This window comes from Pseudomonas versuta, from assembly GCF_001294575.1.
GTDB classification, from domain to species: Bacteria; Pseudomonadota; Gammaproteobacteria; order Pseudomonadales; family Pseudomonadaceae; genus Aquipseudomonas; species Aquipseudomonas versuta.
Genome location: NZ_CP012676.1, coordinates 1848420 through 1861681, shown reverse-complemented (window position 1 = coordinate 1861681; position 13262 = coordinate 1848420). Strand labels below are relative to the sequence as shown.

The 13262-nt window shown below is 61.3% G+C and carries 10 protein-coding genes; 1 reads left to right on the top strand and 9 read right to left on the bottom strand.

Translation table 11 applies throughout. The features are described 5' to 3' along the window. Both AOC04_RS08320 and AOC04_RS08315 read right to left on the bottom strand, forming a co-directional pair. Window positions 1-1569 carry an ABC transporter substrate-binding protein gene (locus tag AOC04_RS08320; protein WP_060692324.1) on the bottom strand — a complete coding sequence of 523 codons (1569 nt, stop codon included), beginning with the start codon at window positions 1567-1569 and terminating at the stop codon, window positions 1-3. Window positions 1570-1695: 126 nt separating this feature from the next. Next, on the bottom strand, window positions 1696-2562 hold the full coding sequence (locus AOC04_RS08315) for a hydrolase (RefSeq protein WP_060692323.1): 867 nt from the start codon (window positions 2560-2562) through the stop codon (window positions 1696-1698). Between the two features lie 129 nt (window positions 2563-2691). Here AOC04_RS08315 and AOC04_RS08310 point away from each other — a divergent pair, with 129 nt between their 5' ends. Further along, entirely contained in the window at window positions 2692-3570 is an 879-nt protein-coding gene (locus AOC04_RS08310; protein WP_003445252.1) for a LysR family transcriptional regulator, read from the top strand. Window positions 3571-3678: 108 nt separating this feature from the next. Here the strand turns inward: AOC04_RS08310 and AOC04_RS08305 are convergent, their stop codons facing one another. The 7 genes from AOC04_RS08305 to AOC04_RS08275 all read right to left on the bottom strand — a co-directional run bounded on the left by AOC04_RS08305 (window position 3679) and on the right by AOC04_RS08275 (window position 13199). Then, window positions 3679-5895, bottom strand: coding sequence for a TonB-dependent receptor (locus AOC04_RS08305; RefSeq protein ID WP_060692320.1), 2217 nt, complete (start codon window positions 5893-5895; stop codon window positions 3679-3681). A gap of 115 nt (window positions 5896-6010) precedes the next feature. After that, complete coding sequence (locus tag AOC04_RS08300; protein WP_060692318.1) at window positions 6011-6994, bottom strand: siderophore ABC transporter substrate-binding protein; 984 nt, start codon at window positions 6992-6994, stop codon at window positions 6011-6013. Between the two features lie 11 nt (window positions 6995-7005). Next, a complete protein-coding gene (locus tag AOC04_RS08295) occupies window positions 7006-7767 on the bottom strand; it encodes an iron ABC transporter ATP-binding protein (protein WP_060692317.1) in 762 nt (253 codons plus the stop codon). Next, window positions 7764-8711, bottom strand: a complete 948-nt coding sequence (locus AOC04_RS08290; RefSeq protein WP_082363756.1) for an iron chelate uptake ABC transporter family permease subunit — start codon at window positions 8709-8711, stop codon at window positions 7764-7766. The genes AOC04_RS08295 and AOC04_RS08290 overlap by 4 nt, the downstream gene beginning before the upstream one ends. Further along, on the bottom strand, window positions 8711-9652 hold the full coding sequence (locus AOC04_RS08285) for an ABC transporter permease (protein ID WP_060692313.1): 942 nt from the start codon (window positions 9650-9652) through the stop codon (window positions 8711-8713). Before AOC04_RS08285 ends, AOC04_RS08290 begins: the two co-directional genes overlap by 1 nt. Next, window positions 9652-11418: an ABC transporter ATP-binding protein gene (locus AOC04_RS08280; protein ID WP_060692311.1), complete on the bottom strand. Its 1767-nt coding sequence runs from the start codon at window positions 11416-11418 to the stop codon at window positions 9652-9654. The genes AOC04_RS08285 and AOC04_RS08280 overlap by 1 nt, the downstream gene beginning before the upstream one ends. Further along, a complete protein-coding gene (locus AOC04_RS08275) occupies window positions 11412-13199 on the bottom strand; it encodes an ABC transporter ATP-binding protein (RefSeq protein ID WP_060692309.1) in 1788 nt (595 codons plus the stop codon). Before AOC04_RS08275 ends, AOC04_RS08280 begins: the two co-directional genes overlap by 7 nt. Between the last annotated feature and the right edge of the window lie 63 nt (window positions 13200-13262).

The following is a 13262-nucleotide window of genomic DNA, read 5'->3' as shown; positions in this document are numbered from 1 at the left end:
TTACTTGGAAGTGTCGGCCAGCTTCACGCCCCACAGGCGCGGCTTGGCAACGGGCCAGGAGCGGTAACCTTCAACGCGCTGGCCCATGGCGCCGATGGCTGTACCGTTGTAGATGACCACCATCGGCACATCCGTGAGCATCAGGGTGTGAAGCTTGTCGAACAGTGGCTGGCGTTTGGCGGGGTCTACCTCACGCTGGGCCTCGCGCAATATCGCCAGGGCCTGGGGGTTGTCCCAGACTTTGCGCGGCTCCTTTTGCTTGTCGCCGATGACAGACTCATAGCTTTGCGCCGCATCAAAGCGCCCCGAATATGAAAACGACATCATCTGGTAACTGCCGGTCTGGTAGCGCTCCAGTTGCGTGCCCCACTCCAGGGTTTCCATCTCGATATTGAGCCCGGCCGCCTGGGCCATGGCCTGGCTGAGCAAGCCCATATCGAACATCTGCGGGTAGCGCTTGTTGACCAGCATGCGGATTTTTTCGCCGCCATAACCCGCCTCTTTCAACAGGCGTCGGGCCTCGTCGAGGTTGTAGGTGTAGCCCTGGTGGGCGGTGGCGTCGTAATAGGGACTGGCAGTAGGAATCACCGAGTTGTTGACCACCGACAAGCCATCGGACAACGCCGCCACCATCTGCGCGTAATCCAGGGACAGCGCCACCGCACGGCGAATACGCACGTCCTTGAGCAGCGGGTCAGTGGTCTGGAACAGCAGGCCGCTGATGGTCATGATCGGGCTGACCTGTATCTGCAGGTTCTTGACCTGCTTGAGCTGTGCAGCATCCATCGCCGTCACGTCCGGCAGCAGGTCCACGCCACCTGACAGTAACGCGGCCTTGGCCGACGCCGAATCGGGGATCACCTCGAACCGCACCTTGTCGACAAACGCCTGCTTGTTGCCGGTGTAACCGTCCGCCTCGGCCTCGGCGCGCGGGGTGTAGTCCTTGAAGCGATCCAGCTCGATGTACTGGCCTTTCTGCCATTTGCCCAGGCTGAACGGCCCGGTGCCAATCGGTGCGCGCCAACTGCCATCGGCGGCCAGGGAGTCCGGGTGCACTATGCCGCTGCCGGCGCAATCCGGGCGGGCCATTGCAGCCAGAAACAAGCCGTTGGCCTGGTCTAGCTGGAACACCACGGTTTTCGGGTCGGGGGTGGTCACATCGACAATTTTCGCCGCCCCGCGGCCATCGAACTCCGCCAGACAGCGCCACTGGGTCTTGGGGTCCAGGTAACGTTGCCAGGTCCATTGCACATCCCTGGCCGTCAATGACTGACCATTTTGAAAGCGCACCCCGTCACGCAGGGTAAAGGTGTAGCGCAGGCCGTCCGGCGATATGTCGACCGCACTGGCAAGCAGTGGCGCGATGCTGGTGTCTTCGCGATACGCCACCAGCCCTTCGACGATATGCATCATCACCGCATCGGTGTTGTCGTCGCGGTTGACGCCCGGGTCGGTGCTGCGGATGTCACCATTGAGGCCAACTCTGATGACCTTGTCTTGCGCGACTGCCACCGACACTGTGCACGCCGACATTACGACGGCCAGCGCCGTCTTTACGTAACTGTTCACGGGAGAAAGACTCCTTGAAGAAATATTCCGGTCGGTGGCGAGAGCCAAGGCAGGACCGGCATCAGAATGAGTGAATCCTTGGTTATTGTTATACGGTCTGTTCTGAGTGCATCTACCAGCGTTGTATCAGCCAAGGCTGCGTTTATGGCGCAAGACCCTGGCGAAAAAATCCTGGGCAGCCGGCATGGCCTTGATGCCCTGGTGCGCCACATTGGGGAGCAGGTCGAAGTGCACCTGCACGCCAGCGGCTTCAAAACTTGCCTTGAGCGCGGCCAGGCGTTCCGGACGAGTACGTCCGGCGGAGTTGGCGCCGGCCATGTAGTGTTTGCCGCCTTCGCGGTGGGTGATCTCCCAGGTTTCAAGGTCGGAATCGCCCACCACCATGTGCACCGGCAGTTGCTGTAAGGCTTGCAGGTTGAGCGGTTTACCGAAGCGCGCGGCGAAGTCCCGCACCCCGACCCACCAGTCCTGGTCGGCATCCAGCAAGGTGACAGAACCCGGCGCACCTATGGATGCCGCCCAGAGTTTTTCGGGGTGCAGATAGCAGAAGCGATGGCTGAATTGCCCGCCGCCGGAGTAACCGAACAGCGCGAAGGTATCAAAGCGGCGACCGTAGCGTTTGCCGACGCTGGCGATCATGTCGAGCAGGACCTTGTCGTAGCGAATATCACCTTCGACCATCTGCTTGTAACCGTCGCCGTTGTCGTCACCCAGCACGCCGACCGGGAACAGCGGAGACAAAATAACGCAATCGTTCCAGCGGCCAAATTCCGCGAAGCCATTGCGATAAATCTCCATCGAACGGGTAGAGCCGTGCAGCGAGACCACCAGGTCAACTGGCCGGGTACTGTCTTCGATGGCCTCTGGCACATACAGGGTGTAGGCAAAGCGGCTGTCCTGCTGGTGCGAGTAAACCGTAGTCGCACCGAGGTGATAGATGTTTTTGGCAGCTCGCAAGGCCGCTTCAGGGGTGTTGTTATCAAGATTGCTCATGTGGAAAGTTCGCCGAATCAGTTCGGAGCTGAGTATTGTTCGGCGGCTATAAAAAGAAAAACTAATTTAACTTTATCAATAGTAAACATTATCTTTACTATCAACCCCTGCCTCGCTACAGGTCTGCCCATGAGCAACATGCGTTTTTTCAAGACGTTTATCGCCGTCGCCGAGTACGGCAGCTTCGCTGCCGCCGCCGACCGCGTGGCCCTCACCAACGCCGCCGTTGGCCAGCAAATGCGTGCTCTGGAAGAAGAGATGCGCCGGCCGTTGTTTGACCGCAGCCAGCGACAGATCAAGTTGAGCCGCGATGGCGTGTTGCTGCTGCCCAAAGCCAAGCGCTTGCTGGAGGACTACGAGCAGATGATCGCCGAAGCCCCTGACGGGCTGGCCATGGAGGGCGAAGTGTCCATTGGCGGCATTACCTCCGGTATGGGCCTGCTCGCCAATTGCCTGGTGCAACTGAAAAAGCTGCACCCGCGGATATCGGTCAACCTGATGACCGCCCGCTCCGATGAAGTGGTCAACCTGGTGCATGCCGCCAAGCTCGACGCCGCCTTGCTGATCGAAACCGCGCGGCAGAATTTCGATGGATTGAGCTGGACCCTGCTCTACAACGAACCCATCGTCATGCTTGCCAACGCTACACAAACCGCCGGCATCAACGACGCCGTGGAACTGCTCAGAACCCAGCCGTTTATTCGCTACGACAGGTCCACGGCAGTGGGCCGCAAAGTGCAGTCGATCATCAAGAGCGAATCCATCGAGCCGTTGGAGATTCTGGAACTCAACTCGATCATTGGCATCGCTGACCTGGTTCGCCAGCAAGTCGGTGTGGCAATAGTGCCGTTGCTGAAGAACTTTGACTGGGACAAAGACCCTTGCCTGCGGGTGCTGCCGTTGCCGGGCGACCTGGCGGTACGCCGGGTGGGGATATTGGAGCAAGGCACCAAAAGTGCGATTACCGGGGAGATTCGCAAGTTGCTGATGCAGGCGGTGGCGAAGTGAGCTTTTTGCAGCTTTGCCGGTAGCGTCAGGCGTATCGGCTCGAGTCCGATCGCTGTTGAAGCGGACTCTGGCGGCGGATGCCGCCAGAGGTTTTGCTCCGCCTGTCAGTTAGAAGTCCACCGACGCGGAGAGCTCAAAGGTACGTGGCGCCCCCAGGCCCAGGCTGGACAACAACGGCGTGCCCCAGTAGGCCTTGTCGGTCAGGTTGGTGACACTGGCGCGCAACGTCAGCGGGCGACTGGCTACGCGGGTGGCATAGCGTGTGCCCAGGTCAAAGATGGTATAGCCAGGGATCGACTGCGTATTGTCGTCGCTGATGTACTGCTTTGACACTGATGTCGCATTGGCGGTCAGGGTTAAACCGTCGAGTACCGGCGTGTCCCATTCCACGCCCAGCTTGCCTTGCAGCTTGGGCAAGCCGGTGGCCGTCTTGCCCTGGTTGACGCCGCCCTCGGTCTTGGTGATTTTCGGGTCCACGTGAGCCACGCCCCCCATCAGGCGCACATTGTCCAGCGGTGAGCCGAAGAATCCCCACTCGACACCCCGGTTACGCTGTTCGCCACCAAACGAAAAGATATTGCTGTTCGGGTCCAGATAGCTGCCGGGACGCTTGATTTCATACAGGCTGAGGGTGTGGGTGAAGTCACCGAGATCGACCTTGAGCCCAACCTCTTTTTGCTTGGACTTGTAGGGCGCGAATACATCTCCCGCATTCGCGGCCGTCATCGGTGCGGTCGCCCCCTGGCTCAGGCCTTCGATGTAGTTGGCATACAAAGACACATGCTCGCTGAGTTTGACCAGCAACGCCGCCGCAGGCGTGGTGGCCTCTTCGTCATAACGGCCGGTGCGCGCCCCGGTAGTCACACTGAAACTGTCGGTGAGCACTTGCTGACGGCGCACGCCAAGGGTCAGTTGCACCTGTTCCTCCAGGACCGACAGCGTATCCGCCACGCCGTAGCTGGTCAGACGGCTTTCGTTATGGGCAATGTAGGGAAAATCGGTGGGCGCAGCCGGGCCCCAGACCGGGTTGTAGATATTGGTCACCCAGTCTGCACCCGGCACCGAGCGGCGCCCGAAGTCCTTTTGGGTATCGCCGTAGTGCGTGGCATTCAAGGACCATTGATGCTTGATGGCCGCCGTCTGGAAGTGGCCCTTCAAGCCAACCTCGCCCGAGGTCTTCTCGAGTTCCATTTTCAACTGACCCATGCTGGTCCTGAAGTCGCCCGCATCGTTAAACACAGTGGCCAGCATCGTGCCGCTGTAGGTGTAGCGGGTCCTGCTGGCGCCGTAGGCCGCATAAGCCATCAGGCTGTCGGTCAGGTCGTACTCACCGCGCACTATCGCCCCCCGGTCTTTGGTCTGCACATACGCCCAGTCGGGGTTCAGCAGAGTGTCGGCCTTGGGCGGTTTGGGCACTGCCACGCCGGAGGCCAGGTTGATCCCCCGGTTCTGCCCGCGAATACGGTCTTCACTTTCATACAGGTCGGCGGAGAGGCGAGCACGCTCGCCGCGCCAGTCCAGGCCCAGCGACGTCAGTTCGGCCTTCTGCTCCTGGTGATTGATCGCTCCGTCGCCATCACGGTAAACACCGTTGAAACGGATGCCGAACTGCTGGTCCTCGCCAAACCGCCGGCCCACATCCAGATGCCCGCCAAACTGGGCATCCGACATGTAAGTGCCGGTCAGCCGCGTCAAGGGTTCATCGCCAGCACGCTTGGGTACCAGGTTGACGCTGCCGCCTACCGAGCCGCCGGGCGGCATGCCATTAAGCAGTGCAGACGGGCCTTTGAGCACCTCGATGCGCTCGTACATTTGCGGCGAAATCCGGTAGTACGGCGCGACGCCATACAAACCACCGATGGTCACGTCGCTGATGTCACTGGCGAAGCCACGGATGGAGTAGTTCTCACTGAAGGTGCCGGTCAGGCCGTTGCTGAACACTGAAGGATCAGTGACAGCAATCACCTGAGTAATGTTTTGCGCCTGACGGTCGGCGATGTACTTCTCCGTGTAGCTGACGGTGCTGAACGGCGTTTCCATGAAGTCCTTGTTACCCAGCAGGCCGACACGGCTGCCGTACGCCACCTGCCCGCCGGCATAGGTGGGCGGCAGCCCGGAAGGCAATAGCATTTCGCCCTCCACCAGGGTGGCGGGCAGCGTGGAGACACCCTCTTCTTCGCTGGTCGTGCTCTGGGCATAAGCCGGCAAGCCGGTTGCGGCCAGGGTCAGGCCCAGTAGTACACCCTGTACGGCGGCGGCAGTGCGATTCAAGGCAAAGACTGCGCGTGGTGGCGCAATGCGGGTTTGAAAGTGGCGTTTACGCACGCTATGACTCCGTTCAATTGAGAAGGTATTTGTTGTGTTGAATCTGAATCTAAAGAATGGTTTTAATGAGAATCGATAACTATCAAAGGCGTAAGCGGCTACGGCCTGGCACCCTTTAGCGCTGATAGCCCTTTTCGACGTCGTCGATAATCAATTTCAGTGAGGTCGGACTGGCCCCGGTCACGTACCAGGCCTGGGCATCGACAAAGATCACCCGCCCGTTTTTCCAGGCGTTGGTCTGGCGCAGCAGCAGGTTATCCATGTTCCGGGCGTCCATCACCGGCCGACGCTCCATCACCGCCGTGCGGTCGACGACGTAGATGATGTCGGGGTTGGCCTGCAGGATGAATTCGCTGGAAACCGGCTGGCCATGCAGGCCGGTTTCGGCATTCGGGCCGGCCGGCTTAACCCCCAGAGCATTGAAAATGAAGCCGTAGCGCGACTGCACGCCGAAGGAGCTGAAGGCGCCATTGTTGTGCAGAACCACCAGCGCTTTTTCGGAACGCCCTGCGGTGATACGCCTGACCTCCTCGACCCGGGTGTCCAGTTCGCTGACCTTCTGCCGGGCGAGTGCCTGCCTGGCGAAGACGTCCCCCAGCGTCAGCAGATGTTCCCTGATGACGTCGATGTAGCGCGCCTGGCTATCGCGATAGTCAACATCGAAATGCAGGGTCGGGGCCATCTCGCTCAATTCCTTAAAGTGATTGGCCTGCAGCGATGTGATCAGTATCAGATCGGGCCGGGCGCCATGAACGCGCTCCAGATTGGGTTGCACGATCGAGCCCACGTCCTCGACGCTCACTGCATCCTTGTAGCGGGCAAGAAAATGCGGGACGAAATCCTTCGGCATGGCCGCCACTGGCACCCCCAGCTGGTCGAGAAAATCGACCTCGTTCATGTCCAGTGCGACCACCCGTTGTGGCGCGTGTCCGATCCGGGTGGTACCCAGCTGGTGTTGCACTGTGACAGGGGTGTAAGCCGCTGCTGATGATTGTGGGGATGGCGTTTGGGCGGACTTTTCATTACATGCACAGAGTGCGGCAGTCACGGCGATCAGCAAGGCCGACGCCCACCTGCGGTGTGTTTGATGACAGGTCATTGGGGGTCTCTTTATGGGTTGAAGTAGTTGCACAGGCGCCCGCGCTGACCATCGGTGATATCAAAAGCCAGCCCGTACAGTTCACCCAGCCGCGCCTCGGTAATCACCTCGGCGACGCTGCCGGCGCAAAACACCGCACCCTCCTTCATCGCAACGATGTGGTCGGAATAGCAGGCGGCAAAGTTGATGTCATGCACCACCAGGATGACGGTGCGCCCTTGCTCATCGCACAGGCGGCGCAGCGCACGCATGATCTGCACGGCGTGCTTGATATCAAGGTTGTTCAGCGGCTCATCCAGCAACAGGTAGTCCGTCTGCTGGGCGATGGTCATCGCCAGAAAGGCCATTTGCCGTTGCCCGCCGCTGAGTTCGTCGAGGTAGGCATGGCGCAGGGGTTCCAGGGACAGGAACGCAATGGCCTCGTCGATCACCCGCTGGTCTTCGCGGGTCAACGCACCACGGCTGTAGGGAAAACGCCCGAACGCGACCAACTCCTCCACCGTCAGGCGCAAGTTGAAGTCAGGCGCTTGGCGCAGGGTCGCAACCCGCCTGGCGTATTCACCGATATCAATGCCTGCAACCGGGCGGCCCTCGATGCGTACTTCACCACAGCCAGGCGCCATCAGCCGCGCGATCATCATCAACAGTGTGGTCTTGCCCGCGCCATTGGGGCCAATCAGCGATGTCAGGCTGCGGGCCGGAAAACAGGCATCTACGCCCTTCAGTACGGCCTTGGCGCCATAGGCCTGGTGAATATCGTGGACAGAAATCATGGGGCTCCTCGGGTACGAACCATCAGCGCCAGGAAATAGCCGCCGCAGACCAGATTGACCAGAATGCCGACGGTGGTTTTGTAGTTGAAAACATGCTCGACCAGCAGTTGGGCGGCGATGAACATGCCGGTAGCGATTGCGCACCCCAGTGGCAGCGTGACCCGGTGTCTGAAGGTGCGTGCCAGGGCGTAGGTGCTGTTCGCCACGAAGACCCCCATAAAAGCCGTAGGCCCGAGCAGGCTGGTGGACACTGCGACCAGGATCGCAATCAGCGCGAGATGCAGGCGAACGTTGCGCTGATAATCGACCCCCAGAGAAATGGCCTGGTCGCGTCCCAGAGAAAGCACATCGAGGGTCGGCAGGCTATTGCGGCCCAGCAGGCAAATCGCCCCCACCAGCAGTCCCGAAAAGAGCAACTGCAAGGGTTGGGCCCGGTTGAAAGAGGCCTGGCTGAAGCCCTGCAGGATCGAGAACTCGCCAGGGCTGACCTTGAGCTGGACAAACTGGGTAAAGGTGCTGATCAACAGGGTCAGTACCAACCCGACCAGCAGCAGCAAATACAGGTTGCTCTTGGCATCCCGGAACAACCAGCGATGTATGCCCCATGAATAGCCGAGCATCAGCAGCACAGACAGCAGGAAGTTGGCGTTGAAGCCGAGCAGCACCACGCTGGCACTGCCCAGAAACAGAATCAGCAAGGCCTGCCACAGCAAGTAGACAGCCTCATAGCCCATGATTGCCGGGGTCAGTATCCGGTTGCCGGTAAGGGTCTGGAAGGTGATCGACGACCAGGCAATAGCGCCACCGCCGATCAGCATGGCCGTCAGCCGCGCGAGCCGCTTGGGGATCACGTAGTCAAAGTCCAGGCCCGAGCGCAGGAACACGAAGACCAGAGCGAGCATCACAACCACAATCCACACCGCGTGCCGGGGCTGCAGGCGCATCATCTGTGCCTCCGGATGATCAACGCGAGGAACAGCACCCCGCCCACACTGCCCGCGGTCAGGCCGATCGGCACCTCGAACGGGTAGATCAGCAGCCGCCCGAGGATGTCGCAGGCCAGTAGCAGGCACGCGCCGCCCAGCGCAACGATGGGCAGCGTGCGCCTCAGGTTGTCGCCATAACGCAGCGCCACCAGATTGGGAATGACCAGCCCGACAAAGGGGATCGAACCGACAGTGATCACGGTGGCCGATACGGTGACGGCCACCAGCAGCAAGCCCAGCGCCACCCAGGCCAGATAGTTGAGACCCAGACTCGTGGCCATGCCCTCCCCCATGCCCACCAGGGTGAAACGCCGGGCATACAGGTAGGTCAACCCGACAACCGGCAAGATCAGGTAGATGATTTCGTAACTGCCCTGCACGACCCGGGAAAAGTCCCCCAGCAGCCAGCCCTGCATGCTTTGCATGATGTTGTTGCTATAGGCATAGAACTCGGCAATGGCGCTCAGCACGCCGCCATACATCAGGCCGATAACCGGAACCAGTACCGAGCCCTTGAACTGGATGCGCCTTATGATCAGCACAAAAATCAGGCCGGCAGCGAAGCAGAACAGCAACGCCAGCAGCATTCGGACCTGGGCCCCGGCGCCGGGCGCAATGACCAGTGACACCAAGATGCCGAGCCTGGCCGCATCCAGCCCACCCGTGGTCCCCGGCTCGACGAACTTGTTACGCACAATGTGCTGCAGGATCACCCCGCACACAGAGAGGCCAACCCCCGTCAGCACCAGCGCCGCCAGACGTGGCAGGCGACTGGCCGTGAGCGTCAGCCAGACATCGCCCGACAACGACAACAACTGCCCCCACTCCAGCTGACGAGCCCCGACCAGCAGCGACGCCCCGCACAACATGGCAAACAAGCACAGCCAGCGTGCGGGCATCAGGCTTGCTCGCCGTTCGGCGGCACGGCGATACGCCAGCCTCCGGCAACCCGGCGCTGTTCCAGGAAGCGGGCATAACGCCCGCCACTGGCGCGCAATGCCGCAGGCGTGCCCTGCTCAACCAGTTGGCCTTTGTCGAGCACCACAATCTGGTCTGCCATCGACACCGTAGATAGCTGGTGGGCAATCACCACCACCGTGTGTCGACCGCGCAGACTGCAAAGCGTCCGGGCAATTACTGACTGATTCTGCGCATCCAGGGCGGCGGTGGCCTCGTCCACCAGCAGAATGGGCGCATTCTTGATCAGCGCACGGGCAATGGTGATGCGCTGGCGTTCGCCACCCGACACCCTTGCACCGCCCTCGCCGACCGGTGTGTCGATGCCCAGGGGCAAACGTTCGATAAGGTCACCCAGACCGGCCTGCTGTGCAGTGTCGAGGATTTCGCCAGCACTGGCGGCAGGTCTGCCGATGCGGATATTGTCGGCAATGCTGCCCTGAAACAGATAAGTGTCCTGGAAAATCTGACTGATCCGGGTGGCCAGTTGTGTACTGGACATCTGTCGCACGTCCACGCCGCCGATCAGTACGCTGCCCTGGGTTGCATCGAAGAACCGCGCGATCAAACGTACCAGGGTGGTCTTGCCCGAGCCCGAAGCGCCCACCAATGCGGTCATGCTGCCGGGCTCGATGCGCAGGCTGATGCCACTCAGCACATCCGGCTGATCATGCGCATAACGCAGGCTCACCTGGCGAAACTCGACAGAACTGTCCGCCGGGGCCAATGGCTGATCCGGCTCCGGCAAGGGCTCGACCGCGAAAATGCTCTGCACCTCTGCAAGCTGGCCGTACGCCCCCCGCAGGATCTCGGCATAGCTGGCCACCTCCAGCAGCGGATCGATGAAGCGGCTGGTCAATAACAACGCAACAACCACCGCAATCACCGGACCGGTTGGCTGTGCAACGCCCGTATACGCGTTGAGCCACAGGGATGCGGCGATCAGCAGGGCCGCGAAAACGGCCTGCACCACCCAGGCGTTGAGCACCACCGAAAGAGTGGACTGATAGATCAGGCGCATGCCGGACCGGCGCTGCTGGTCAAGGGCCTGTTCCAGAAGTTGCGTACTGGCGCCCTCGCCATTGAAGGCGCGCAGTACCGACTGGGCCTGGGCAAACTCGACCATGCGCTGGCTGGCGTCGGCAAAATGGTGCTGGTACGTACGGTCGGCGCGTTGTCCCAGGCGAGCGGTCAACCACAATGCCACGCACAGAACGGGCAGGCCGAGCAACGCAATCAGGCCCAGCGGCCCGTGCAGTAAAAATAGTGCGGCCACGACCACCAGTGGCGTCACGGCGCCACTGATCACGGGCGTTAACACATGCGCCGGCAACTGAGCCACCGCCATCATGCCCTGGGTAATCACATGCCCGAGGCGACTGGTATTTTGCGCGCTGAACCAGCCCACTGGCAGGCGCGCGACATGCTCGCCGATGCGCTGGCGTGCCCCCTGCAGTATGGCCACGCCGACTGCCACCCCTGCCCTGTCCAGCTGGCGCCGCCACGCCCAGCAAACGGCCACGCCGGCCAGCATCAGACCGAGCCACAACGCAGCTCCGCGCACATCGCCGGCCAGCAAGTGATCCAGCACCGGCACCAGGGTGGTGAGGGTCAAGCCGCTGAACAGGCCATACACCACTGCCATCCAGACGTAGCGGTGCAAGACCGGCGCATCTTTATCCAATAGTTGAACAAGGGGTTTCAGCATGACGACACCGCCAGATCTGCAGATTGTGAATAGCCACCCTGCGCCCACAGGTGCGCATAGAGCCCCTTGCGCAAGAGCAGTTCGTCATGGCGGCCCTGTTCATGAACAATGCCGTTGTCGAGCACGATGATCTGGTCGGCGTGCATGATGCTGTCGAGCCGGTGGGCAATGACCAACAGGGTTCGGCCTGCGGCAAAGCGCGACAACGCATCCTGGATCGCGACTTCGCTTTGTGCATCGGCCGCCGCCGTGGCTTCGTCAAGCACCAGCACGGGCGGATCGAGCAGCACGGCGCGGGCGATGCTCACGCGCTGCTGCTCGCCGCCGCTGAACTGTGCATCCTCACCGACCACCGAGTCATAGCCGCGCGGCAACTCCAGAATGCGCTGGTGGATGTTGGCGGTGCGCGCTGCGTCCTCGATCTGCTGCTGGCTGGCCGATGGTCTGCCCAGCGCAATGTTGTCGCGCACGCTGGCATGGATCAGGCGCACCTCCTGCAAAACAAAACCGATATGCCGGTAGAGGCTGCAGGTTTCAATCTCGCGCAGATCCACACCTCCGAGTGTGACGCGCCCTTGCGTGGGGTCGAAGAAGCGCAGCAGCAGTCGGGCCAGGGTCGACTTACCGGAACCGGAGCGCCCGACAATGGCCGTGGTGGTACCGGGCTTGAGCGTGAAGCTGACATCCGCGAGTACCCGGCGCCCGGTGTCATAGCCGTAGCCAACACCTTCGAAGCGGATCTCGTTACCCTTAGGCGACTGCGGCATGCCGGGCGCCGGTTGCTCCAGCACGGGGGTATCCAGCAGGGCCTGAACGCGCCGGGCAGCACCGGTGGCGTGGTTGAGGTCATGGGTGATGTAGTGCAGCAACAGCAGCGGCCCGCACAGCCCCGGAGTCACCAGGGCAAACGGCAGCACATCCGGCGCCGCGATCCAACCCAGCCCCACGAACAACGTGCCGAAAACCAGTACCACGCCGAGTACCGTCACCGGGGCAATCATTGCGTTAGCATTGGCCATCGGAGCCACCAGAGGCCGGGTGAATCCGATAAAGGCCAGGGCGAAGGCATCAATTGCCTCGCGGTAGCTGCTGTGTGCCCTGGTACCGGTACTGAATGACTTGACCACCGCGATGCCGTTGACGAACTCGACCACCGAGTTATCGATGCGCCCCATACCGGCGGTGAACGCCTGCATGTTGGTCTGGCTGGCCTTCATCGCCCGGGCAAAAAACAGGAAGAATCCGGGGAACGGCAGGAGCGAGACAATTGCCATGCGCCAGTCCATGGTGAACAGGTAGATCAGCGAGATCAGAACTGCGCCGAGCGCACGCCCCGATGTCGTGAAGAAATGCGCGGTAAGGCTGTGCAATGTGTTGATGTCGTCCTGCATCGCCTGCTTGACCTCGCCCGACGCCCGACTGGTGAACCAGCCCAGGGGCACGCTGCTGAGTCGCTGCACAAGCGCCCGGCGCAGGTGATGGGTAATGCGGTTGTCCGCCAGGTGGGCGAGCAGCTCCGCGCCGGATATCAGCAACATCCCGGCGCACAGGCTGGCCACTCCTGCCATCAGCGCCCACCACACCTGTGCCGGGTCAAGCCCGTTATCAGCCAACGCCATTTTGCCGATATGGGCGATACCGGCCAGCGGCACCAGCGTCAGCATCGCGCCCGCTGCCGCGAGCAGGCCGGCAACGATCAGTCGCCCACGCACAGGCTGCAGTATCTGGCTGATCGGGCCGCGCACCTTGGGTCTGGTCGAGGCCTTGTCATGAGTGTCCATAGAATTCAGATGTCCGGAAATTCAGAAGAGAGGGATGGTTCGCGCCTGCCCTTGGGGCAATAC